General features: G+C 69.6%; 19 protein-coding genes. 4 read left to right on the top strand and 15 right to left on the bottom strand.

All coding sequences use genetic code 11. The features are described from left to right. The first annotated feature begins 46 nt into the window (after nt 1–46). On the top strand, nt 47–502 hold the full coding sequence (locus ACSMFO_RS02815) for a glycogen operon protein GlgX (RefSeq protein ID WP_436456777.1): 456 nt from the start codon (nt 47–49) through the stop codon (nt 500–502). Between the two features lie 10 nt (nt 503–512). On the opposite strand, the gene ACSMFO_RS02810 is transcribed toward ACSMFO_RS02815, so the two are convergent. The 7 genes from ACSMFO_RS02810 to proB all read right to left on the bottom strand — a co-directional run bounded on the left by ACSMFO_RS02810 (nt 513) and on the right by proB (nt 8,122). After that, complete coding sequence (locus ACSMFO_RS02810; protein ID WP_436456776.1) at nt 513–1,241, bottom strand: VanZ family protein; 729 nt, start codon at nt 1,239–1,241, stop codon at nt 513–515. 124 nt (nt 1,242–1,365) lie between these two features. Further along, entirely contained in the window at nt 1,366–1,971 is a 606-nt protein-coding gene (locus ACSMFO_RS02805; protein WP_436456775.1) for a TetR/AcrR family transcriptional regulator, read from the bottom strand. 28 nt (nt 1,972–1,999) lie between these two features. Then, nucleotides 2,000–3,043, bottom strand: coding sequence for a hypothetical protein (locus tag ACSMFO_RS02800; protein ID WP_436456774.1), 1,044 nt, complete (start codon nt 3,041–3,043; stop codon nt 2,000–2,002). Beyond that, nucleotides 3,040–4,509, bottom strand: coding sequence for an FAD-dependent oxidoreductase (locus ACSMFO_RS02795; protein ID WP_436456773.1), 1,470 nt, complete (start codon nt 4,507–4,509; stop codon nt 3,040–3,042). The genes ACSMFO_RS02800 and ACSMFO_RS02795 overlap by 4 nt, the downstream gene beginning before the upstream one ends. Nucleotides 4,510–4,582: 73 nt before the next feature. Beyond that, the gene (locus ACSMFO_RS02790) at nt 4,583–5,755 is read right to left on the bottom strand and encodes a pyridoxal phosphate-dependent aminotransferase (RefSeq protein WP_125734053.1); all 1,173 of its coding nucleotides are present in this window, start codon (nt 5,753–5,755) and stop codon (nt 4,583–4,585) included. 13 nt (nt 5,756–5,768) lie between these two features. Continuing rightward, nucleotides 5,769–7,019, bottom strand: coding sequence for a glutamate-5-semialdehyde dehydrogenase (locus ACSMFO_RS02785; protein ID WP_436456772.1), 1,251 nt, complete (start codon nt 7,017–7,019; stop codon nt 5,769–5,771). After that, the gene (gene proB, locus ACSMFO_RS02780; RefSeq protein ID WP_436456771.1) at nt 7,010–8,122 is read right to left on the bottom strand and encodes a glutamate 5-kinase; all 1,113 of its coding nucleotides are present in this window, start codon (nt 8,120–8,122) and stop codon (nt 7,010–7,012) included. Before proB ends, ACSMFO_RS02785 begins: the two co-directional genes overlap by 10 nt. Nucleotides 8,123–8,264: 142 nt before the next feature. On the opposite strand from proB, the gene ACSMFO_RS02775 reads away from it, so the two are divergent. From ACSMFO_RS02775 to ACSMFO_RS02765, 3 genes are read left to right on the top strand one after another with little or no spacing between them, the layout of a single operon-like run. Next, nucleotides 8,265–11,408, top strand: a complete 3,144-nt coding sequence (locus ACSMFO_RS02775; RefSeq protein ID WP_436456770.1) for a non-ribosomal peptide synthetase — start codon at nt 8,265–8,267, stop codon at nt 11,406–11,408. Beyond that, nucleotides 11,405–12,121 (top strand): thioesterase II family protein, encoded by a 717-nt coding sequence (locus ACSMFO_RS02770; protein ID WP_436456769.1) that lies wholly within the window; start codon nt 11,405–11,407, stop codon nt 12,119–12,121. The genes ACSMFO_RS02775 and ACSMFO_RS02770 overlap by 4 nt, the downstream gene beginning before the upstream one ends. Further along, nucleotides 12,118–13,212, top strand: a complete 1,095-nt coding sequence (locus ACSMFO_RS02765; RefSeq protein ID WP_436456768.1) for an acyl carrier protein — start codon at nt 12,118–12,120, stop codon at nt 13,210–13,212. The genes ACSMFO_RS02770 and ACSMFO_RS02765 overlap by 4 nt, the downstream gene beginning before the upstream one ends. A gap of 404 nt (nt 13,213–13,616) precedes the next feature. On the opposite strand, the gene ACSMFO_RS02760 is transcribed toward ACSMFO_RS02765, so the two are convergent. The 8 genes from ACSMFO_RS02760 to ACSMFO_RS02725 all read right to left on the bottom strand — a co-directional run bounded on the left by ACSMFO_RS02760 (nt 13,617) and on the right by ACSMFO_RS02725 (nt 23,880). Further along, complete coding sequence (locus tag ACSMFO_RS02760; RefSeq protein WP_436456767.1) at nt 13,617–15,182, bottom strand: amino acid adenylation domain-containing protein; 1,566 nt, start codon at nt 15,180–15,182, stop codon at nt 13,617–13,619. After that, nucleotides 15,179–16,468 carry an MFS transporter gene (locus tag ACSMFO_RS02755; protein WP_436456766.1) on the bottom strand — a complete coding sequence of 430 codons (1,290 nt, stop codon included), beginning with the start codon at nt 16,466–16,468 and terminating at the stop codon, nt 15,179–15,181. Before ACSMFO_RS02755 ends, ACSMFO_RS02760 begins: the two co-directional genes overlap by 4 nt. 13 nt (nt 16,469–16,481) lie before the next feature. After that, entirely contained in the window at nt 16,482–18,899 is a 2,418-nt protein-coding gene (locus ACSMFO_RS02750) for a condensation domain-containing protein (RefSeq protein ID WP_436456765.1), read from the bottom strand. A gap of 16 nt (nt 18,900–18,915) precedes the next feature. Beyond that, on the bottom strand, nt 18,916–20,475 hold the full coding sequence (locus ACSMFO_RS02745; RefSeq protein ID WP_436456764.1) for an AMP-binding protein: 1,560 nt from the start codon (nt 20,473–20,475) through the stop codon (nt 18,916–18,918). After that, nucleotides 20,472–20,720, bottom strand: coding sequence for a phosphopantetheine-binding protein (locus ACSMFO_RS02740; protein ID WP_436456763.1), 249 nt, complete (start codon nt 20,718–20,720; stop codon nt 20,472–20,474). Before ACSMFO_RS02740 ends, ACSMFO_RS02745 begins: the two co-directional genes overlap by 4 nt. A gap of 78 nt (nt 20,721–20,798) precedes the next feature. Beyond that, complete coding sequence (locus ACSMFO_RS02735; RefSeq protein WP_037337798.1) at nt 20,799–22,055, bottom strand: metal-dependent hydrolase family protein; 1,257 nt, start codon at nt 22,053–22,055, stop codon at nt 20,799–20,801. An 85-nt stretch (nt 22,056–22,140) separates the two neighbouring features. Next, complete coding sequence (locus tag ACSMFO_RS02730) at nt 22,141–22,587, bottom strand: hypothetical protein (RefSeq protein WP_436456762.1); 447 nt, start codon at nt 22,585–22,587, stop codon at nt 22,141–22,143. Between the two features lie 66 nt (nt 22,588–22,653). Further along, on the bottom strand, nt 22,654–23,880 hold the full coding sequence (locus tag ACSMFO_RS02725) for a cytochrome P450 family protein (protein ID WP_073843024.1): 1,227 nt from the start codon (nt 23,878–23,880) through the stop codon (nt 22,654–22,656). Nucleotides 23,881–23,912 lie beyond the last annotated feature (32 nt).

Below are 23,912 nucleotides of genomic sequence, written 5' to 3'. Positions count from 1 at the left end.
GTTAGGCTGTGCCGAGTCCTCACTCCCCGCTCGGAAGGCGCCGACGATGTCGCTGGACCACGAAGTGCTCCCGGTCGAGTCACGCTCGATCCGCCCCCGCGGCGACGCCTTCTACGGCCGTCTCTTCGGCTGGTCGCTGAAATGGCGGGGCCCGCAGCCGTTCCTGGTACTGGAAGGCGGGATCTGCGCGGTCACGCTGCCCAAGATCAACGGTGCCCAAGTCCTCTCCCGGCTCGCCGACACCGGCTGCGGAGGTCCCGCCATGGCCGTGCTGACTCAGCAGGGTCCACGCGTGGCCATCCTCGCGGAGACCGACGGCCTGATTCCCCCGCGGATCTCGCTGCCGCAGCACGTCGAAGTACTCGCCTGGGGCACACAGCTCCCCTTGCCCACCGACTCCGGGCGCGCCGAGGCCCACGCCGAATGGCTCTCGGCGCCGGACCCTCGGCAGCGCTGGCTTCCCAGCCTGGACGCGGTCCTCGCCGCCGTCCGGCCGAGGTAGCGCACGCGGTTCACGCCGCCACCGACGCCTGCGCGGAAACGAGAAGTGCTCCACCGTCCGATTCGGACAGGGTGATCTCGAGGGTCGCGCCTTCGGCCAGCGGCGGCAGGTCGCTCAAGGTCACGCGGCCGATCAACCGCTGCCCGCGGCGCGCGTGCACCACACCGGGACGCCGAACCTCGATCCCCGACCGATGCCATACGCGAACACTGCCCGCCGTCGCCGTCCGGCCACGCCACCGGCTGGCGCACCAGGCCGCGAACGCGGCACCCGCCGTGTTGCACAGGACGTCGTCCAGCGAGCCCACGCGGCCGGCGTCCTGCCAGACCTGAAGACATTCGATCGACACGGACACCAGGAATGCCGACAGGACGATCCGTGACACGGGTTTCGCCCAGCCGAAGCGCACCGGCACCAGGATCGCGAGCGGCATCAACAGGAAGACGTTGCCCGCCAACTGGAACAAGGCGAGTTGCGGACGGTCGCTGAAGACGGGCAGGACGTCCGCCAGCAGGTGAAGACTCACCGACGAACCGCGTGCCGCCGTCGGCGCGGGTACGAAGACGATCAGAAGTACCGCCGAAAGCGCTGCCAGCAAAGCGAAATCCAGGGCGACCACGAACGGGCCGCGCCGTTTTCCGCTCAGGCGCGCGACGAATTCGGCGACGCCCGCACCGGCCGCGGCGACGAGCAGCGACCACGGCGCGGCGGCCGAGAATGCTTGCCACCACCACCCCATGCACTCCCCTTTCGCCGATGATCGTCTTCGGCGAGGGTGGCAGCATCGTGAAGGTCAGACAAGAACCCCGGCTATTGTCGGTGAATAACTACCATTCGCGTTGATACTTCACGGACTTCGATTGTCACGGCCGTGCGGTCAGCGCGGGGCCGAGCCAGCGGCGGACCATGGCACGCAACCGCTCGTCGGTGTGCGCCGGCGTCGACGGGTACTGCAGGAACGACAGGAACAGCCGCATCAGCATTTCGGCGAGCCCCTCGAAGTCGTCGTCGGTCGTGACGCCCACCGCCGCCCAGTCGACCGGCACGTTCCGGAGGATCCGCGCGCCGAGCGCGAACGACTGCGCCGAAGTCACCGCGACGGTGAAGACGTCGGCTTCCCCCGCTTTCAGAAGCAACCCCAGATACGGTTCGTCGGGCACCGCGCGGACGCCGAACACCACCGACTCCACGGCGACTTCGGCGGGATCGGCGAACGTGGCCAGATGCCGTTCCATCCGCCCGGCGAACTCCTCGACCCGGTCCAGCGCGACCGCGCTGAGGATGTCCGCGAGGCTCGGGAAGTAGCGATAGACGGTCTGCCGGGTCACGCCCGCTTCCGCGGCGACGTCCGAGAGGCTGGTCTTGGCGAGACCGACCCGGTCGATGCAAGCCGTCGCCGCCTCGACGATCCGGCGGCGCGCCTCGCGCTCGGTTCCGGGCGGGTTCCCCCGCCATCCGTGGTGCCCCATACGGCTCATCTTCCCCGAACGGAGAATCTCAGACGGTGGCAGGTGCCGCGCGGCGAACGCGGTACAGCGCGGTCAGCATCAGTCCGGCGGCCACGAAGCAGGCCAGCGCGTACAGGCCACTCCCGGTCGAGGTGCCGTTTTCGATGACGCCGCCTATCCAGAACACCGCCATCCCGCCCAGATAGACAGCGGGATAGAACCGGGCGAAGGGCGCCAACGGTTCTTCGGGACGTCCGTGCCGGACGAAGATCCAGATGCCGGCCAGCCACAGCAGGGCCAGCTCGACGGCGAGAACCCAAGCCTGCGCGGTCACGTTGCCGTCGAGCAGGCTCGACGGCAGCCCGGCGATCGCCATGCTCGGCGGGGTGAGGACCCCGGCCAGCCCGATGCGTGCCGCCAGGGACCACCCTCGCCGCGCTCCGCCCGCCAACCGCACCACCAGATACGTCATGGCGCCCATCGACACGGACGCGAAGAGCAGCATGCTGGTCATGGGGACCGAATCCAGCGCCGGATGGTTGACGATCCGGTTGTCGTCGTTCCAGGCCCACCATTTCAGTCGCGGGCCGAGTTGGTCGAAGACCTCATAGAAGATCTGGCAGGCGAAGGCGACCGCCACCGACCCGATCAAGGCTCCGCGGGCGCGGAAGATCCCGAGCGACCGGACGAGTTCGTAGGCGAGCTGACTGATCATCGGATAGAACGCCACGATGTAGAGCGGCAGCCGATCCCACATGAACTGCACGGTGAACCGGTTGTGGGCGAAGATGAACCCGTACTGACGCTCCAGGCCGAACCACTCCGGGAAGTACAGCGGCGGTTCGATGACGAAGAGGTAGACCAGCGAAGCGCACCACAACGCCAGATTCGTCGAGTCGCCCTGGCGGTGCCGTCGGACGGCGTGCACCAGCGCGAACACGGCTCCGCCGAGGACGAGCAGTTCCAGCAGCGGCATCGTCCAGTGCGCCTCCGCCCACGGTGCGCGGACCGAGAGCCACGGGGAGACGTCATGGCAGTCGAAGCCGAGCCCGCGGGTGACGGCTTCCGCGTCGGGCCCGCATACCGCGCTCACCGGGCGACCGCCTGCTGCGCGGCGCCTTTCGGCGAGTAGTCCGTGACCGGCGGTTCGGCCCGGGCGTCGAAGTCGAACGGGACCCGGTGCCGCCCCAGCGCTGCCCGAATCCGGTAGCGCACGAGCCCCGCGATCACCCGCGGGTTCGTCATCATGTCGCGCAGCGATTCGTCGAGGTTGAACACCTTCGCGAAATGCTCGTCGACGACGTCGTCTTCCCGGGCGGCACCGACGATGAGCCTGAACGCCGGGCCGGATACGGCTTCGAGCAGCCGTCGCCTCCACTCGGGCGCCTTCTCGGTGCCCACCGCGCAGGCGTAGCCCTGATCCCTCGCCATCGCCAGGCTCCACGGCACGTTGAGCAGCTTTCGTTGCGCCGCCAGGAACCGTGCGGAGAACTCGGGCCTCAGGCGCTCGGCACGGGAGAGGTGCTCGCGCAACAGCAGTGCCGAACCCGCGGCGGAGCTGATGCCCTGCGCGTAGAACGGATTGAACGCGCAGATCGAGTCGCCGACGAACGCCAGGCGCCGCGGCGGGGTGCGGAGCCGGTCGTAACGGCGCCATTTGTTCCCGGTCGAGCGGGTCAGATGCACCTCGGAAGTCGGGGTGGACCGGTCCATCGCGGCCGCGAACAACGGCGCCCGCACGCGGCGGGCGGACTCGGCGAACGCCTCGGTGGTGCGCGGCATTTCGAGTCCCCACGAGCCCATGCACGCGATGACCCGGTTGTCCTCGATCGGGAAGAAGTTCACCAGGAACTCATGCTCGTCCGGATGCGCGCCCTTGTCCGGGGTCGGCATGATCACCAGATGCCGCCACCACCAGGACGGTGGCCGTTCCTCGGGTGACGGCAGGTCGTACCAGCGCGAGGTGTAGGTGACCTTGGCGTCGAGCGTCCGGACTTCCGGTTCGGGCCAGCCCGCCGCCACCAGCCAGGCGGAGACGGAGGAACCACGGCCCATCGCGTCGACCACGAAGTCGGCATCGATGTGCTCGTCGCGATCGGAGAGGGTGACCCCGGTGACTTCGCCATCCTGGGTGGTCAAGCCGCTCACCGCGACACCGTCGCGGATCATGACGTTCGGCAGCTCCCGGACCTTGTCGCGCAGCACGCGTTCGATGAGGATCCGGGAGCCGTAGATCATTGTCATCGCGCTGCGTTTGCGCGCCGACCAGCCCTTTCCGTCGAGATAAGCCGCGTCCATGGACGGCATCAGATGCAGCCCGCCGGCCGCGATGAGGTCGTCCTCGAAGCCGGGGAACAGCGCGCCGATCGCGCGACGGCCCGAGTTCAGCAGGAAATGCGGATGCTTGCTCTGCGGCACCCCGCGCCGATGTTCGGCCTCGGCGGGCAGTTCGTCGCGTTCGAGCACCACCACCTCGTCGAAGTACGGGGCGAGCGCTCCCGCGGTGCAGAGTCCGGCGGCGCTGCCGCCGAGGACGACGGCGGTCTTGCCGAGTCGCATGCGGACCAACTCCCAGCGTCATTCATACAGATTGACATTGGCTGTATGAATGTATGAACGACGCCGGGAGCTGTCAAGAAGTGGTCGCGTCGATCAGGTCCCGGATCGCGGCGATACCCCTCGCCACCCGGTACGGCGACTCCGTGCCCACGGAGACGCGGATGTGCCGGTCGCACGAATCGCCGTACGCGATGCCCGCCACCACGCTGACGGAGCTTTCCCTCAGCAGCCGGGTGGCGAACTCCATGGAGTCCAAAGTGGACCTGCCGAGCGAGGCGAACAGATAGAACGTCGCCGAGCCCGGCAAGGTCTCGATGCCGATGTCGGCGAGCTGACCGGCGACCTCACGGCGCAGCTCCACGACCCGGCGGATCTGTGGCCGGGTGACGGCCAGGATGTCGTCGAAGTGCTCGGCGAGGTACCACGACAGGATGGTCGGCGCGCAGGTGATCAGGTGCTGGTTGATCTTCAGCACCTGATCGACCAGCGTGCGGTGTGCGATGAGATAACCGATCCGCCAGCCGGAAACCCCGTAGTTCTTGGACATCGAATTGATCGTGACGGTGTGCCGCAGTTCCGGGTCGAACGAACCGCAGGCCCGGAACGGGGTCTCCGGCGGCACGAACTCGTGGTACGCCTCGTCGGCGATCACCACCAGGCCCCGCGCGTCCGCCAGATCGTGCACGAACTCCAGCTCGGCGTCCGTGTGCACCCGGCCGGACGGGTTGTTCGGATTGTTGATCACGATGGCCCTGGTCCGCGGCGTGACGTAACGAGCGAGGTCGAACACGCTCACGTCGTGCGGCACCATCACCGGGACGCCACGGCAGAGCCGTACCTGTTCGGGGTAGCTCAGCCAGAACGGCTCCGGCACGATCACCTCGTCCCCCGGTTCCAGCAGCGCGAGCAGCACCATGTAGATCGCCACCTTGGAACCGGCGGTGACGACGATCTCCGTGTCCGGGTCGACCGGGACGTCGAAATCGGCCCAGTACCCGGCCAGCCGCTGCCTCAGCTCCGGCAGGCCCCGCGAATGCGAGTAGTGATGCAGGCCGTGCGCGGCCAGATCGTCGAAGCGGGGCAGCGGCAGGCCGAAGAACGCCTCGCCGAGCGAGAGCGTGATGATGTCCCGCCCGGCCGCGCTCAGCTCGTAGACCAGGTTGTTGTACTTGATGGACAGCGCCTGCGCCGTACTGTCCACAAGGGACGACGGGCGGATCGGCGACTCGGTTCGGACACTGGACACTGGACTCGCTCCCCTACACGACCCTCGTCTGTCCGGTACCCCAGACGACGTTCTTCACGGTGGTCAGCGCGGTCAGCCCGATCGGACCGCGAATATGCAGTTTCTGGGTGGACACGCCGATCTCGACGCCGTAGCCGAACTCGCCGCCGTCGGAGTAGCGGGTCGAGGTGTTGACGAACACGCTGCCGGAATCCACTTCACGGGCGAACCGGCGCGCCACGTCGATGTCGCGCGCGACGATCGCCTCGGCGTTGGACGTGCCCCATCGGTCGATATGCGCGATCGCCGCGCCCACGTCCGGCACCACCCGCACGGCCAGCACCAGGTCGAGATACTCGGTCCCCCAGTCCTCCTCGCTCGCGGCCACCGCTTTGGGCCAGACCTCGCGCACGGTCGCGTCACCGCGGATCTCCACGCCGGCGGCGGCCAGCTCGTCGAGTACGCCGGGCAGCCAGTCCTGGGCGAGTTCGTCGTGGACCAGCAGGGTTTCCATGGCGTTGCAGACGCTGGGCCGGGAGGTCTTGGCGTTGATCGCGACCGCGGTGGCCATCGCCGGGTCGGCCGAACGATCGATGTAGACGTGGCAGTTGCCCGCACCGTCGATCACCGTGGGAACCGTGGCGTGGTGTTCGACCGACGCGATCAGCTCCGGGCCGCCGCGCGGCACCAGGAGATCGACGAACTCCTTGGCGCGCATCAGTTCCTGGGCGGCATCGCGGGACGGATCGGTGACCAGCTGGACGGCGGCCGCGGGTACCGCGTCGTGCCGGGCGATCGCGCTGTCCAGCGCGGCCATGACCGCCGTGTTCGTCGCCATGGCCATCGAGGAACCGCGCAGGACCGCGCAGTTGCCCGACTTCACGCAGAGCGCGGCGACCTCGGCGGTGACGTTGGGGCGCGCCTCGTAGATCACCGCGACCACGCCGATCGGCTCGCGGACCCGCTCGATGAGCAGGCCGTTGGGCCTGGTCCAGCCGTCGACCACCTGGCCGACCGGATCGGGCAGATCAGCGATGGTCCGGATGGCCGAGACCAGGCCGGCCATCCGCCGGTCGGTCAAGGTCAGCCTGTCGACCAGCGTCGCCGAGACGCCGTTTTCGCGGGCCGCGGCGACATCCGCCTCGTTCGCCGCGATGATCCGGTCGCGGTGCTCCTCGATCGCGCCGGCCATGTCCAGCAGCAGCGCGTTCTTCCGTTCGGTCGTCAGCCCTTTGAGCTCGGTCCACGCCTCGGCCGCGGCGCGGCAGACGTCGGTCACTGACATGGCAGATCCTCCATGATCTGTACGTAGTCGCCGCCTTCGACGACGGGCGCGGTCGGTGGGCCGCCGGGTTCGACCGCGCGGCTCAGCGGGCCGCGGGCGAGCGGGCGTCCTTTCCGGTCACAGATGTCGACCACGTCGCCCGGCGCGGCGGCCCCGTGTACCGCCGCGACGTGGTGCTGGCATACGGGCTCCCCGCGGAGGACGGCTTCCAGGCCTGCCGGGGTGCAGTGAAGCGCCCCGGACGGCGGGGTCCGGAACGCGCGCCAGAGCGTTCCGATGCCGGGAGTCGCGCCGGTGACCGCACGCGGATGGAACACCGTGCCGGTGGGACGGCCACCGTGCGCGGCGATCAGCACGTCGGGATCCGCGCTCTCCGCGATGACGGTGCGGACGCCGCTGAACGTGGCGATCCAGCAGGCGCCGAGCTTCGTCAGCATGCCGCCGGTGCCGCCGTCGCCGATCGCGCCGCCCGCCTGCCGCTCGGTCTCGGCCGTGAGCACGGGGACCTCCTGGATGTGCCGGGCGCCCGAGGCCAGTTTCGGGTTGCTGTCGTAGAGCCCCGGCACGTTGGTCAGCAACAGGAGCAGTTCGGCCTGGAGACAACCGCCGAGCAGCGCGGCGAGCACGTCGTTGTTGCGCACGCCGAGCGCGTCGTTCTCGTTGACCACCGGCACCATGCCCAGCGCCAGCATCGTGTGCAGGGTGTGCCGGACACCGCCGCCCCGGTCGTCGTCGACGAGGTCGGGCGGCGTGAGCAGGAGCTGGCCGGTCTGCACACCGCGTTCGGCGAACGCGGCGTGGATGGCCGAATAGAGCTGCGACTGGCCCAGCGCGGCGGAAACCTGGAGTGCCACCGGATCGTCCACGGCCAGCGCGGGGTGCAGGTGCCGGCCGATCGCGATGGCCCCGGAAGCGAGCAGCACCGGGCGCAGGCCCGCGAGGATTCCTCTGTGGACGGTCTCGCACAGCCTGTCGAGCTTGACCGGGTCCAGTCCGCCGTCGGTGATCAGCGAGGACGTGCCTATCTTGAGCACCACCCGGCCCTCCTGCGGCACCAGGTCTTCGGCGGGCCTCGCGGTGACGGGCAAGCTGTTGGTCGACATGGGGAAGATGCTCGCCGCCGCCGATGTAGTACCGATGTGTTCGCGATACGCCGGCGGTGTACCGCCCCGTGGTGGGTCGCGGCACAGCACGGCTGCATCCCCGGAACATCGCCGGTACATCGGATCCGGCGACTCTCTCGGCATGACAGCAGAACTCCAGCTGGCCGACACGGCGACCCTGCCGCTCACCGAGTCCCAGAAGGGACTGCTGGTGGTGGACAGCTTGGTGCCGACGAAGCAGATCTACAACCAGGTCATCCAATTCGATCTCGATCCGGCCAAATGCGTCGCCCCGCTGGCCGAGACGGTGACCCGGGCGCTGGTCGCCCTGGTCACCGTCCAACCGGCGTTGCGCCAGGTCTTCCGGCTGCATCCGGAGATGCACGCCGTGCTGCGCCCACCGCCCACCGCCGACGAGCTGCCCTTGGAGTCGGTCTCCGTGCCGCCCGCCGAGTACGCCGCGACCCTCGCCGCGCTCGGCCGCGACATCGGCCGGGCGCCGTTCGATCTGGAGACCGGGCCGGTGCACCGGTTCGGCTTCGTGCGCGCGAACGACGACAGCGCCGCGGCGATCTTGATCTGCGGGCACCACCTCGTCGGCGACGGGGTGTCCATGGGCCCGATCGTGCGCGACCTCGACCGCGCCCTCGCCGGCCCGATCGACGTCGACACGGTGCGGGTGAGCCGGGAAGCCGCACTGGTCAAGGAACTCAAGGCCCAGAACCGGGCGGCTGGCTCGACACGCACGGCCGACCAGGTCACCGCGTGGGCGGAAAGCCTGCGTGAAGTCCCGCCCCTCGTGCTGTACCCGCGCCCCGACCGTCCACATCAGACCGAATTCGCCGGGCAGCGGATCTCCTGGACGCTCGGCGCGGCGGAATCCGAGCGGTTCCAGGCCACCTGCAAACGTCTCGGGGTCAGCCCGTTCGTGCTGCTGTCCGCCGTGTACGGCACGGTGCTGGCGCGGCACGGCGGAGTGCCGCGGGTGCTGATCGGCAGCCCGTTCACGGCGCGCCGCACCATCGGGTCGTACGACCTGTGCGGCTTCTTCGTCAACACGTTGCCGGTCACCGTCGACGTCGACTGGACCCGCACCGTCGACGAGCATCTCGACAAGACCGTCCGCGCGGCGGTGGACCACTGCCGCGCCGCGGTGGACGTCCCGTTCAACCAGCTGGTGGCGCAGGTGCAGCCGGACCGGCCGAGTGACCGCAACCCCCTGTTCTCCTGCATGCTCGCCATGCAGGACACGTTCGATCCGGCGACCGGGACCGGCGCGGTGGTCGGCGCGTACGAGCCGGGCAACGGCACGGCCAAGTTCGACCTCTGGCTCGGTGCCACCCTGGTCGACGGCCGGTGGCTGCTCGAGCTCGAATACGACAGCGCGCTGATCCCGCCCGCGGTGGCCGATGGACTCCTGAAATCGCTGCGCACGGCCCTGTCTCGCGCGGTCACCGACGGTTCCCTGACCCTGGCCGAACTGTTCGACGACGCCTCGGCCGTGCCGAGCAGACGTCACGACGGGTATCCGGCGCACGTACCGGCACCGACGCTGTACGAATGGTTCACCGAAACCGCGCGCCGGACCCCGGAAGCGGTCGCGGTCACCGAACCCGGCCGCACGCTCACCTATGCCGAACTTTCCCTGACCGCCGAGCGCATCGCCTCGGGGCTGGCGGGCCGGGGCGTCGGCCCGGGGGACGTCGTCGGGCTGCGGCTGGACTCACTCACCGAGACCGTCACGTCGATCCTGGCGATTCTGCGGCGTGGCGCCACTTACCTGCCGCTCGAACCGAGTCTGCCCGCCGACCGGATGTCGTACATGGTGCGGCAGTCCCGCTGCCGGGTCGTGATCGGCTCCGGCGTCACGTTGCACGGGGTCGAGGTCGCACCGGCCGCCGACTTCGAGTCCGATGTGGACACCGAGGTCGCGGCGACGGCCGACGCCCCGGTGTACGTCATGTTCACTTCCGGCTCGACCGGCCTGCCCAAGGGCGTGCTCATGGGCCACCGGCCACTGCTCAACCTCGCCGCCTGGCAGATCTCCGCGCTGGACATGACCGCGGACAGCCGGTTCCTGCAATACGCGCCCGCCGGTTTCGACGTGTCGTTCCAGGAGATCCTGCCGACGCTGCTCGCGGGCGGGACCGTGGTGTCCAGGGAACCCGCCGACCGGCGCGACTTCCCCGAACTGGTGCGCCGGGTCGTCGACACCGAGGTGACCCACCTCTATCTCCCGGTCGCGGCGCTGCGTCCGTTCGTGTTGTCCGTGCGCGCCAGGAGGGAACACCTCCCCGCTTTGCGGTTCCTGTGCGTGTCCGGCGAGCAGTTGCTGGCGGACGACGAGATCCGCGCATTCACCAGCGACCATCCACAGTGCACACTGGTCAATCACTACGGCCCGACCGAAACCAACGCCGCGACCACTTGGCGGCTGACCGCGGCCGACCCGCCGTGGGCACGCCATGTGCCGATCGGCCTCCCGTTGCCGAACGTGACGGCGTACGTCGTCGACGGCACCGGCCATCTCGCGCCGCCGGGGGTGCCGGGTGAGCTGCTGCTCGGCGGCCACGCCCCCGCGGCGGGCTACGTCAACGACCCGGATCGCACCGCCGAACGGTTCCAGCCCGGCACGTTCACGCCGGGCGAGACGGTCTATCGCACCGGTGATCACGTGGTGCGGGACGAACACGGCGCCCTGATCTTCCTCGGCCGGAACGACACGCAGGTCAAGATCCGCGGCTACCGGGTCGAACTCGGTGAACTGGAGGCCGTGGCGGCCGGCCTGCCGGACGTCCGGCAGGCGGTGGCGGCGGTGCGCGGCGACGGGATCGATCGGCGGCCGCTGTTGTTCCTCCTGCCCGAGCCGGGCGTGACACCGGACCACGAGCGGGTGCGGACCGTGCTCGCCGAACGGCTGCCGTCGTACATGGCGCCCGCGGACATCGTCGACATCGAGTCGGTGCCGACCTCCCGCAGCGGCAAGACCGACCGGGCGGCGCTGGTGGCGCTGGCGGAGCAACTGAGCGCGCGGCGCGCGGAGTCGCCCGCTCCCACCGCGGAGTACGCCGACGACCTGGAGCGGGAGCTGGCCGCGATCTGGGCCGAAGTGCTCGACGTGCCCCAGGTCGAGCGGGACCGCCCGGTGCTGGAGTACGGCGCGCACTCGCTGAACATCTTCACCGTCGTGGGCCAGGTGCAGGAGCGGTACGGGGTGGCCGTGCAGTTGGTCGAGTTCTTCCGCTCGCCGACCGTCGCGACCCTGGCGACGCTGGTGCGGCAATGAGCGCGCCGGTACGCGAACGACTGGTCACCCTGGTGCGGCGCAAGGACCGGCCGGTGTGCGTGATGCTGCCCGGAGCGGGCGGTGGCCTGAACCCGTATCTGCGGCTGGCTTCCCACCTGGGCAAGCATTACAGCGTCTACGCCGTGCGGGCGGCCGGGCTGGTACCCGGGGACACGCCGGAGGACAGCATCGCGGAGATGGCCGACTCCGCGCTGGCCGCGCTCGACGGCCGCTCCCCCGCCCTCGTCTTCGGCTGGTCGCTGGGCGGCACCGTGGGCTGGGAGCTGTGCGTGCGCCTGGCCGACCAAGGGCAGCGGCCCGATCTGGTGATCGTGGACAGTTCGCCGCTGCCCCGGCACGCCTCGTCCGACGAAGACGAACGGATCAGGAAGCTCATCCTGGCGGGTCTCGGGCCGCGGCCGGACGAACAGACCGTCGCCCGGGTGGAGCGCGCGTTCCGGGCGCAGGTGCACGCACTCGCCGAGTACGCCACCGAACGCGAATACCCGGGCCGGGCACTGCTGCTGATGTGCGCGGACGCCGACGACGGCATCTCCGGCCGGGCCGCCGCCCTGCGGCGATGGGAAGAACTCGCGCCGGACCTGCGGGCGGCGGAACTGGACGCCGGGCACTACGAGGTGTTCGAGCCACGGCACCTGGGGCGGCTCACCAAGGAGATCGACGTGTTCCTCGGCCGGGAGCGGGAATCGTGACCGCCGTGGCCGAGACCTACGACCGGGTCTGGTCTCCGTTGCTGGAGACCGTCCGCGCGGACGCACTGGACTGTGTGCAAGCCAACCTCGCCGTGCTGGCCGACCGGCACGGCGGGGAGGGCACGCACCTGGCTCTCGGCGCCCCAATGCGTTTCGACGTCGAACCAGGGCCACGGGTGGCCGCGTCGCTGTCCTATCGGCTGGCCGCCGCGCACGAGCAACTGGGCCTGCGGGTCGCGGGCCGATGGGAGGGCGTCGACGGCGCCCGGTTGCGTGAGCTCGCCGGCGGGGCCGATCCGCTGTACGTGATCGCCGACGCCTACGACCTGGCGTGGACGCCGTACGCCGGCCGCCGTCACACCGAGCACACGTTTCTTCTGTCCACATCGGACACCGTCGTCGACGCCTACCACGACGAGACCCCGTGGGGCCCGTGCCGTCCCGGCGTGTGGCGGCTCTCCCCCGCCGAACTGGACGCCCTGCCGGCGTCGGCCACCGCGCTGCGGTTCACCACCGAGCCGGTCGCCGAACCGCCGGACGCGCTCACCGCCAACGCGCGGGCGATGGCGGACGCCGTCCCGGCGATCGACGCCTACCTTTCGGCGGACCACGGCGAAGATCTGGTGCTCGACATCTGGTTGCTCGGCCGGTCACGGCTGCTGCACGCCGCCTGGCTCGCCCGGCACGACCGGCCGAGCCCCGAGGTCGACGCGCACGTCCAAGCCTGGCTGACGTTGGCCTCGAAAAGCTTCGTGGCCGCACGCCGGTCCCCTGACGGCGCACCGACCGAGGCCGTGCTGGCGGACCTCGGCCGCCTGCTCCACGAGGACGTCGCCATCGCCGCCCGGCTCGCCGCGTGGGCGGCGGTGCTCGCCGCGATCCAGGAGGTGCTGCGGATCGACGAATCCACCGTCCGTGCCGCCACCGGCCTGCGCGACCTCCCCAACTACAACTCCTTCAGGCTGGTCGAGATCATCGAGCGGGCCGAGGCCCGGCTGGGGGTGGTACTCGGTGATGAGGATCTGACGCCGGAAACGTTGCGGGACATCGACTCGCTGTGCGCGACCTTCGCCCGGCGAATCGCTGGGTGAAGGCCCTCGTGACTGGTGAGGACGGTTATCGAGGGGTAAGTCGAATGTGTCCGTGGGCGGGGCCGCTGGTGGGCTGAAGGCTCCCTTCGCCGCGCCTAATGCGGTGAAGGCCCCCTTCGCCCCGGCCATTCACTCGAGACGACCACCTCGCCGCAGGCGCCCGTGTCGCGAAAGCCACTTTCGAGACGCCTGATGTCCCGAAAGTGGCTTTCGCGACACGTCCGATAGGCAGAAGCCCGCGAAGGGCCCCTTCCCTACCCTCAAAGTAGGCAAGGAGGCCTTCACGGACCGGCAGGGCACGTCCTCACCACTCACGAGACGCAACCCCACTCGGTACCGCAGATCTCCCCACCTGAGGAGCGCGTGAAGGCCCCTTCCCTCGGCTGAGCCGAGGGAAGGGGCCTTCACGCGCGATCCGCCGACCACCTCACCCGAGCGGAGTCCCGCGCCTCGGCGGCCAGCCGCCGCCGGTCGATCTTCCCGCTCGCGTTGACGGGAAAAGTGTCCACGTGGTGCACGAACGCCGGAACCATGTACTCGGGAAGACGCCGGGCGACCGCGGCGGTCAGCTCGTCGGCGTCGACCGGCTCACCGGTGTGCAGGGCGTGCAGTACGGTCGGCCCGCCCCGCGACGGCACGGCGAGCACCGCCGCGTCGCGCACGCCCGGATGTGTCCGCAGCGCGGCCTCGATCTCGCCGAGTTCGATGCGGTAACCACGGATCTTCACCTGATCGTCCAACCGTCCGATGTGGACGAGCTCGCCGTGTTCCCGCCGGACCCGGTCGCCGGTGCGGTACCAGTCATCCGCCCGCGGCGCGCCGTCGGCCACGGCGAAGGACGTTTCGCCGCGGAAGAAACGGCCGTGATCGTCCGCCGGGTCGAGGTAGCCGTCGAAACGCTGGCCGCCACGGACGCACAGCTCGCCGTCTTCGCCCGCGCGCCCGTCTTCGGTGACCAGCACCGCGTCGAGCGCGTCGTGCACCCGGCCGATCGGCACGGTGCCGTTGGACGTCTCGGGCCACGACGCGGGATCGGCGGGCAGCCGGTACGCGGTGACCGTGACGGTCAGTTCGGTGGGACCGTACGCGTTCTCCACCACACTGTTCGGCGCGGCCGTGGCCCAGGCCCTGGCCTGATCCATGGTGAGCTGCTCGCCGGCGAAGACACTCCAGCGCAGATCCGGCATCGCCCCGGCACGCAGTCCGCGCAACCGCCCGGCGAGCGACACCACGGACGGAACCGAGTACCAGTGGGTGATCCGCTTGCCGGTGACGAACCGCGCCGGGGTGAGCACCTCCGCTTCGGCGGGCACCACCAAGGTCGCGCCGGTGCTCCACGAGACGAACAGGTCGAACACCGACGGATCGAAGGTCAGGTCGAACGTCTGGGACAGCCGGCAGCCGGGCTCGACCGCGTACCGCTCGACGCAGTGCGCCAGATATCCGGCCACGTTCCGGTGCCGGATCGGCACGCCCTTGGGTGTCCCGGTCGACCCGGAGGTGAACAGCAGGTACGCCACCGCTTCGGGATCGCCTTCGTAGGGCGGGCTCCACGGTTCGGGCAGCTGCTCGGGCCAGTTGCCGAGCAGGGGCAGTGCGACCGCACCGGTGCCATCCGCCACCTCCGCCGCGTCGACGTCATCGGCCACCACGACGTCGACCCCGGCCGCCACGCACATGGCCCGGTTGCGCTCAGGCGGGAACTTCGGGTTGAGCGGGACGACGATCGCGCCGAGCCGCAGCGCCGCGAGGTAGCCGGCGTACGTGGCCAGGCCGCGCGTGGCGGGCAGGCCGACCGCGTGCGGACGCCCACCCGCCGCCCGCGCCAGCCCGGCCGCCAGCCTTTCGGCGAGCAGCCGGAGTTCGCGGTAACTCAAAGCGTGGTCCTGGACCTCGATCGCGGTCGCATCGGGGAATCTCCGTACGGTGTCGAGGAACCAGCCGTACATCGTCCCTTGTGGATCGATCACTTCCCGCTGCCTTCCGCGGCGGGGGCGTCGGCCTCGGCGACCGCGTCCGCGGTGATCACCCGCAGGAACGGATAGACCATCAGCAGACAGACCACCGCGAAGACCCCGAACGCGATCTGGAACCCGAACAATTCGGCCAGACCGCCCGCCACGGCCGCGGACACCGGGAGCATCCCCCAGGAGAGCAGTCTGCTCGCCGCGCCGAACCGGCCCAGTAGTTCGTTGGGTACCAGCGATTGGCTGATCACCCGCGAGTTCACCGTCCACATCGTCCCGCCGACACCGGCGAGGAACGCGGCGACCCCGACCGGCCAGACAGCGGCCGGACCGGCGGGGATCACCGCGGGGACCCCGACCATCAGCACCGTGCCGACGATGTCGACGAACATCGCCCAGCGCCTGCCGATCAGCCGGTTGACCGGGCCGACCAGCACCGTGCCGAGCACACCGCCGGCGCCGAGGCTGGTCAACAGGAACCCGTACTGCGCCGGGGTGAGGCCGAGCGGCCCGCCGACCGCGTACGCCGGGATCAGCGCATACCAGGCGGCCCAGCAGCCGGCCATGCCCGTGATCAGCGCCGCCATCGTCCGCAGCAACCGGTGCCGCCACAGGAAGACCAGGCCCTCACGGATCTCCGCCCTGGCCGGACGGCGCTCCTTCGGCTGCTTCACCGCGAAGTCGCCGACCAGCAGCGTCAACAGCAACGCGCCGAACAGGTACACCGCGCCACTCGCCCCCAGCGCGACGGCGAACCCGGCGGCCACCAGGAATCCGCCGATCGGCGCGCCCAGGAAACTGAACGTGACGTACTCGGTCGCGGTGAGCCGCGCGTTCAGCGCCTGCCATCGGTTCTTCGGGGTCACCGAGGGGATGATCGACATCGCGGACAGCTGCGCGACCACCTCGGCGACCCCCAGTACCAGTGCCACGGCAAGGATCAGCGGCAGGTTCACGACGTCCACCGCGACCGCGGCCAGCATCACCGCCATGGCGGCCATCCTGGCGAATTCGGCACCCACCATCAGCGACCGCCGGTTCTTGCGGTCCACCAGCACACCGATGTGCAGCGCGGTGACCAGCCACGGCAGGGTCAGCATCATCGCCACGGCGGCGATGGACGCCGGTGAATCGGTGACCGTGGTCGCCAGCAACGGAAGCGCCACCCGCATCACCGCGTCGGCGGTGTTGGTCGTGCCGGTGAACGAGATCAGCAGCCACTCGTTGCGCCGCGGCGACGACCCGGTCCCGGTCGTGGGGGCGGGCACGGTCGAGGGTCGCTCGGACACAGCTCCTCCAAGATCACGCTGACGGTGTGGTAGTGGTCCGGAGCCCCACGATCGCGCGGGCGATCTCCGCGATCGCCGGGCCTCGGAGCATCCCGTAGTGGTCGGCCTCGACCTCGATCAACCGTGGTGGCGCAGAGAACCGGCCAGTCCACTGATCCACCTGGTGGTCGGCCAGCTCCGCTCGGACGAGCAGCGCCGGCGCTTCGAGCGGGCGTTCGCTGACGTACGAACCGACCGCGTCGGTGTGCCGATTGAACGTCGTCCAGCGCTCGAGGAGCATCGCCACCGAAACCGGCTGACCGCTCGCCGTGGCCAGCCTGGCGGCCAGTGCCCGCATCGCCAGTTCGGGATCCCCCGGCGTGGTCTTGGCGGGCGTGCCGTCGAGGGTCGCGCCGAAGGTCGCGGCCATGTTCTCGCTGAAGACTTCGTACACCACCGCGTCCCGCACATCGCGAGGAATGTCGTGCTCGACCGGCGGTGTCGAGTCGAGCAGCACCACCGGTGGCGGGGTCCCGTGGCCGGTGGCCGCCATCTCGAACGCGATCTGCCCGCCCATCGACCAGCCGCCGAGCAGGTCGGGGCGCAGGTCCTCGGCGTCGAGATCGGCGCGGAATCTCGCGGCCATGGCCGGGATCGAGTCCAGCGGAGCACGTTCCTGCGACGCCGTGACCCGCCAGTCCGACGGCAGTTCGGCCACCAGCTCGCGGTAGTCCCGCACGGTGCCGCCCGCGCCGGGCAGCAGATGCAGATGCGGGCCTTCGCCGTCCTGGAGGACGACCAGCGTGCTCCCGTCGTCGACGCCGGCGCCGCCGTCGAGTTGCTCGGCCGCCTTGCGCGGGGTCGGCTCGGTGAGCCATCCGGTGATGTCCAGCGTCACGCCGCTTTCGGATTCGAGGGCCGACGCGAACTGGACGACCTTCAGCGACCGGCCGCCGGTGGCGAAGAAGTCCTCGTCGGCTCCGGTCGGCGCAGTGCCGAGCACTTCGGTCCAAACGCGGCGGACCTGGTCGAGCGACGCGGATTCCGGCATCTCCGTGGTGTCCAGATCCGCCGTCGTGATGGTGTGCTCCAGATAGGCGGGCGCCGTCCGGGACCCGACCTCGATGGTGCCCACCGGCAGCTCCGGGTCGAGGCCGCCCTCGGCGAGGACCAGGTCGATGTCCTGGAACAGACGACGCGCGGTCGAATGGTCGAACCGGCCGACGTTGTACTCCGACTCGACGATGTATTCGCCGTCGAAGTCGAACACCCCGAACCCGAGGTCGGTGCGGGCGGCCCGGTTCGGCGCGCGTTGCAGCGTCAGTTCGACGTCGCCGAGCCGCAGCCCGACCCCGATCGACCCGTACCAGGTGACCAGGATCGGGATCGCGTCCCGTAGCCGCGCCTGCGCCGATTCGGTGAGCGCGCCGTACACCAGGGAGAAGGGCACCGTCTGGTGCGCGAGGCTGTCCCACATGCCGTCGCGGACCCGCTCGACCACCGTGCCGAACGAATCGCCGTCCTCGACGACGGTCCTGGTGACCAGGACGTTGGCCAGATACCCGACCAGTGCCTGGTCCTGGGGTGTCATCCGGTTGGCGCTGACCAGGCCCGTGCAGACCTCCGGCCCGGCGCCGCCCCGCGCGAGCACCGTCTGCAGCGCGGCGAACAGCACGCTGAACGGCGTGGTGAAGTACCGCTTCGCCAAGGTTCCGATGCCGTCGACGGCCTCCTTGCTGAAGACGAACCGCACCATCCCGCCCTTGTTGCCGGTGCCGGTGTAGGTGTGCCGGTCCGCGACCAGGGTCGTGGTCACCGCGCCGTCGAGCTTCTCGCGCCAGTACTTCAGGCTCGCGTCCCAGCGGCCGTCGGTGCGGGCGGCGTTCGAGGCCAGGATGTGCTCGCGGAACGACACCTGGGGCTCGCCGCCGAATTCCGGCTCCTCGCCCGCCACCGCGGCCGCGTAGGCCTTGGCGAAGTCGTCCATCAGCAACTGCATCCCCCAGCCGTCGACGAGGGCGTGGTGGACGGTGACCAGCAGCTCGTACTGGTCACCGACGGTCACCGCCACCAGCCGTGCCGCCGGGGCCACGTCCAGCGCGAGCGGACGCTCCTGGATCTCCCCCGCGATCGAACGGAGCAGGGGCTCCACCGGAACGGAACCGGGATCTTCGATCTCGATCCGCTGCGGCTCGACCTCGACATGGTCCACAATGGACACCATGATCGCGCCATCGCGGTGGTGCAGGCTCGCGCGCATCGCCTCGTATCGGTCCACCACGGCCTGCCAGGCGACCCGCAGAGCGTCGAAGTCCAGCGGCCGGTCGGCCTTCAGCGGCCAGGTCTGGTTGTAGACGGACTTGTTCTTGGCCCTCTGGTGGATCCACCAGAGCATCTCCATGAGGGCACTGGCCGGGAACATGCCGGTGTCCGTCGCGACTGGAGCGTTCAACGGAATTCCTTTCCGGTTATCGGCGGACGATCGGCAGGATCTCTTCGGTCAGTCCCTTGCGGTCGACCTTCCCGTTGGCGGCCAACGGAATGCTGTCGCGCTGGTGGTAGCCCCTCGGGCGCATGTAGACGGGGAGCTCGTCGAGCAGCCGGACGAACTCGCTCTCGTCCACAGGATCGCCCGCGTAGACCGCGTGCAGGTCCACCTCGCCGTCGGCCGCCGTGAGCGCCACCACGACCACCTCGGCGATCGACGGATGCCGCCGCAGCGCCGATTCGATCTCGCCCAGTTCGACCCGGTTGCCCCGGACCTTGATCTGGTCGTCGACGCGGCCGAGGTGGACCAGCTCGCCGCTCTCCCGGCGCACCCGGTCACCGGTGCGGTACCAGTGCGCCGGTGTCAGCGGCTCGGAGCCGTCGTAGACCGCACCCCGCTCGCCGTCGAAGGACAGGAATCGCCCGGCGTTGTCGCCGGAGTCCAGGTAGCCGGGGAAACGCTGCGGGCCGCGCACGCACAGCTCGCCGTCCGAGCACTCCCGCAGGTCTTCGTCGAGCAGGACGTAGTCCAGATGCGGGAAGATCTCGCCGATCGGCATGGACCGGTTCGAGGTGACCGGCCAGTCCGCGCGCTCGGCGGGCACCTCGTAACCGGTGCAGATGACCGTCAGTTCCGTCGGCCCGTAACAGTTGTGGATTTTCGCGTTGGGGGCGGCCGCGCGCCACACCTCGACCTGTTCGAGGTTCAGCGGCTCGCCGCCGAACATGCCGCGGCGGAGATTCGGCATGCTGCCCGGGGCGAGCGCGCGCAGCCTGCGGGCGAAGGAGATGATCGACGGCACGGAAAGCCAGTGGGTGAGTCGTTTTTCGTTCACGAAGCGCACCGGTGTGAACACCTCGCTGTGCTGCGGGACGCACAGGGTCGCGCCGGTCCCCCAGGTGGCGAAGAGCTCGACGATCGAACCGTCGAAGAAGAGTTCGAAGGTCTGCGAAACCCGGCAGTCGTCGGCGAAACCGAACCGCTGGATGTTGTCCTCCAGCAACGAGGAGACGCATCCGTGCGTGACCGGCACGCCCTTGGGGCTTCCCGTCGAGCCGGAGGTGTAGATGATGTACGCGACGTCGCCGTCGCCGGAACCGATCTCGGGCAGCGGCTCGCCACCCTCCAGCAGGGCCCGCCACCGGTCGCCGGTCAGGTCGACGATCGGGATCCCCGACTGCCGCGGGTACTCGGGCAACTGCTTGGCGGAGGTGTCGTCGACGATCGTCACGTCCAGGCCGGCGTCCTTGGTGATCACCAGGTTCCTGGCGACCGGCGCGCCCTGGTTGAGCGGCACCACGGCTGCACCGAGCCGCTGGATCGCCAGGTAACCCACGTAGCTCGCGAGGCTGCGAGACGTCAGCAGCCCGACGCGGTCCGGCCGCCTGCCCGCCGCCGAAACCAGACGTACCGCCATCCGCTCCACGGCGGCCCGCAGTTCGTCGTAGCTCAAGGTGAGCCCGGCGACCTCGATCGCCGTCGAGGAGCCGGAACCCGCCACCGTGTCGCCGAACCAGTCGAAGAGCCTGCGTGTCGTCATCGCGCGCCCCCGTCCTGGCCGACGGTGGCCAGATCGGCCAGCCAGCGTTTCAAGTCGGCGACCGTGTGCAGATCGACCAGCCGGGTGGCGTCGATCTCGGCGTCGTCGTCACCCGCCACGTCGACCGCGAGACGCAGCAACGCCAGTGATTCCAGGCCCGCGTCGAGCAAGGGCGTCGAGTCGTCGAAGGTGAAGGTCGCGTACCGCGTGATGATGGCGTCGAAATCGACAATCGTGTCACTCATGGGCATTTTCTCCATGGGGCCGGGGCTTCGTCACCGAGACCATCGCCGTCGCGGCTGTTCTCTCGATGTACTCGGGTTCTAAAGCCGTTGTTGTTGCCCGGATTCGCCGCCTTTCACCTGGCGGCCGGACTTCCAGACGTCGGTCACGTGCGCCGGATCGGCGAGGACACCGATGTCCAGCACCGGATCCGCGTCCAGCAGGAGCACGTCGGCGTCGTAGCCGGCCAGCAGCTGCCCCGAGCGCGGCGCCTGCGGGCCGAGCGTGTCGGGCGCGACGGCCGTGGCCATCTCGATCGCCTCCAGCGGCGTGGCGCCGCCCTTGACCATCAGCGACAACTCGATGCCGCCCTTCCCCCACTGCGTCGGCCGGTCGGGACCGGTCATCGCGAGGTCGGTGCCCAGCGCGATGGTGACGCCCGCCTCGCGGGCCAGCGCGATCGCGTCGAGATGCCGCCCGGCCACCTCTTCCAGCTTTCGCTTGGCATAAGGCGGAACCAGGTCGCTGGTGAGGAGCAGATGCATGATCGCGCGGGTCGGCACCAGGATCGCGCCGGTCTCGCGCATCGCCGCGGCGGCTTCCTCGTCCAGGTAGGTGCCGTGCTCGATGGTGCGCACCCCCGCCTTCAACGCGGCCATGATGCCCGGCTTGCCGTGGCAGTGCGCCGCGACCACCCGCTCGGCCTGGCCGGCCACCTCGACGATCGCCGCCAGTTCGGCGTCGGTGAACTGCTGGTGATGCGGATGGTCCACTTCGGACAGAACGCCACCGGAGGCGAAGACCTTGATGAGTCTGGCGTTGTTGCGCAACTGCTCGCGAGCGGCCCGCGCGCATTCGGCCGGGCCGTCGGCGAGCCGCAGTTCGCCGCCGAGATGCCCGAAGTCGTTGATCCACGGGACGGGGAATCCGTGCACGTCACCGTGGCCGCCGGTGGTCGACAACGCCGTGCCCGCGCTGTAGATCGTCGGTCCTTCGATGGTGCCCTCGGCGACCGCGCGGGCCAGATGGATGCCGAGACCGCCGACCTCGCGAATGGAGGTGAAGCCCGAGTCGAGGCAGGCCCGCAGATCCGACACGCACCGCGCCGACCGCAACGCGATCGGCTCGTGCATCAGATCATGCAGGTCCGCACTGCGCAGGCCCATGAAATGCCCGTGACAGTCCCACATTCCGGGCATCACGGTATGCCCGCGGGTGACGTCGGCGCCGGGTGTGGACGGCGCCTCGTCACGCGGACCGGCGTAGCGGATCCTGTCGCCCTCGACGATCACGACGCCGTCGACGATCGGTGCGCCGCGTCCGGGAATCAGCTGAGAGGCTTCGATGCGTTGCTGCATGCGGGCCAGAGAAGCAGACCGCGACCGCTCCGGTCACGCGGCGACGATTGCACACCGCGAATCGCCGCTCACGGAAATATGATCGTCAGGCCCGCCGGAAATCCATGATCCAGTTGAGTTCCCACGTCTCGCCGCCGTCGACCGAGAAGGCCTGTTCCCAGCGGGCCGAATCGTCGGTGATGTCCGACCAGACGAACCGGACCCGCACGGGGGTGCCGCCCTCGGTGTCGTCGCCGTGGAAGACCCCGCGGCCGTCGCTGAAACTGCCGACGACAGGCGGGAAGAGCCTCCCGGTGTCGCTGCTCGACCAGTTCAGCGACCACTTCTCGGTCGCGGGGTCGAACAGGCGCAGGGTCAGGCCCCGCACGCCGTCCGGGAAAACGATCTCGTCGACATTCGCCTTTCCTTCGAAAAGGCTCCAACACTTCGCGGGTGCGGTGAATTCGACCCAGTCGTCGCTGCCGGCCAATCGCTTGGCGAGGCGGCGGTTGTGGACATTCCACGATCCTACGAGGAAATCGAAATCGCCCATGCGGAAACGGTAGCACGCCCCGCGGCGAAGGCCTTGGGCTTTCGCGGCGGGGCGTGCGGACGCGAGCTAGCCGTGCAGGGAAACCGGCAGCGAGACGAGGCCGTGCATGATGGTGCTGGTCTTCCAGCGGAGCCGTTCCGGTTCGACGGCCAGCGCCAGGTCCGGAAACCGTTCCAGGAGCCTGCCGATGCCGATCTCGACCTGCAACCGGCCCAGCGGCGCGCCGGCGCAGTAGTGGATGCCGTGCCCGAAGGCGAGATGGCTGCCGAGCCCGCGGGTGATGTCCAGGCTGTCGGCGTTCGCGAACTTCTCCGTGTCCCGGTTCGCCGAGCCCAGTGCCACCACCACGATCTCGCCGGCGGGAATGGTCACGCCGTCGAGGGCGATGTCGTCGGTGGTGAAGCGGAACGTCGCCAGGCTGACCGAACCCTCGTAGCGCAGCAGTTCCTCGACCGCGGCGGGCAGCAGCGACGGATCCGCTCGCAACCGGGCGAGCTGGTCCGGATGGCGGAGCAAGGCGTACACCCCGTTGCCGACCATGCTCAACGTGGTGTCGTGCCCGGCCACCACGAGCAGGAACACCATCGCCACCAGTTCGTCTTTGCTGAGCCTGTCCCCTTCTTCGGTCGCCTGGACCAGGGCGCTGAACATGTCTTCGCCCGGGTCCGCGAGTTTCGCGTCGATCAGGTCTTCGGTGAACTTGGCGACCGCGGCAGAAGCCGTGGCCACTTCCTCCGGCGTGTGATTGGCGCCGACGAGCGTGTTCGTCCAGGTACGGAAGACCTTCCGGTTCTCGGGTGGAACACCGAGCAGTTCGGCGAGCACGGTGATGGTCAGCGGGGCGGCGAGATCCTCGATCAGTTCCGCCTCCCGCGCACCGGCCATCTTGTCGAGCAGTTCCTCGGTGATCTCCTCGATCCGCGGCCGGAGGAGCTTCACCCGGCGTTCGGTGAAGGCCTTGCCGACCAGTCTCCGCAATCTGACGTGGTTCGGCGGGTCACTGTTGAGCATATGCGCGGCGAGCTCGTCGTCGACCGACGCGGGCGCCTTGTCGGGCGACTCGGCGTGCCGGGCGAACAACTCATTGACCCGCCGCCCGTCCTTGCTGATCCGTGGGTCCGCCAGCAGGGCGCGGGCGTCGTGGTAGCGGGTCACCATCCACACCTTGATGCCGTGCGGCATCATCACTTGCCGGGGCGGGCCCGCTTCCCGCAACCGCGCGTACAACGTGTAGGAATCCTGGACGAAGTCGGCCGAGAGCCTTTCGACGTTCGTCGTTCGACGGCTTTGCATCAACGTCCTCCACGCGTCCGGCGGGCCGGACA

It is taken from the genome of Amycolatopsis sp. w19, assembly GCF_051373225.1.
Lineage (GTDB): Bacteria > Actinomycetota > Actinomycetes > Mycobacteriales > Pseudonocardiaceae > Amycolatopsis > Amycolatopsis japonica.
Note: the sequence above shows the minus strand (reverse complement) of the source record. Positions and strands in the feature narration are given on the sequence as shown.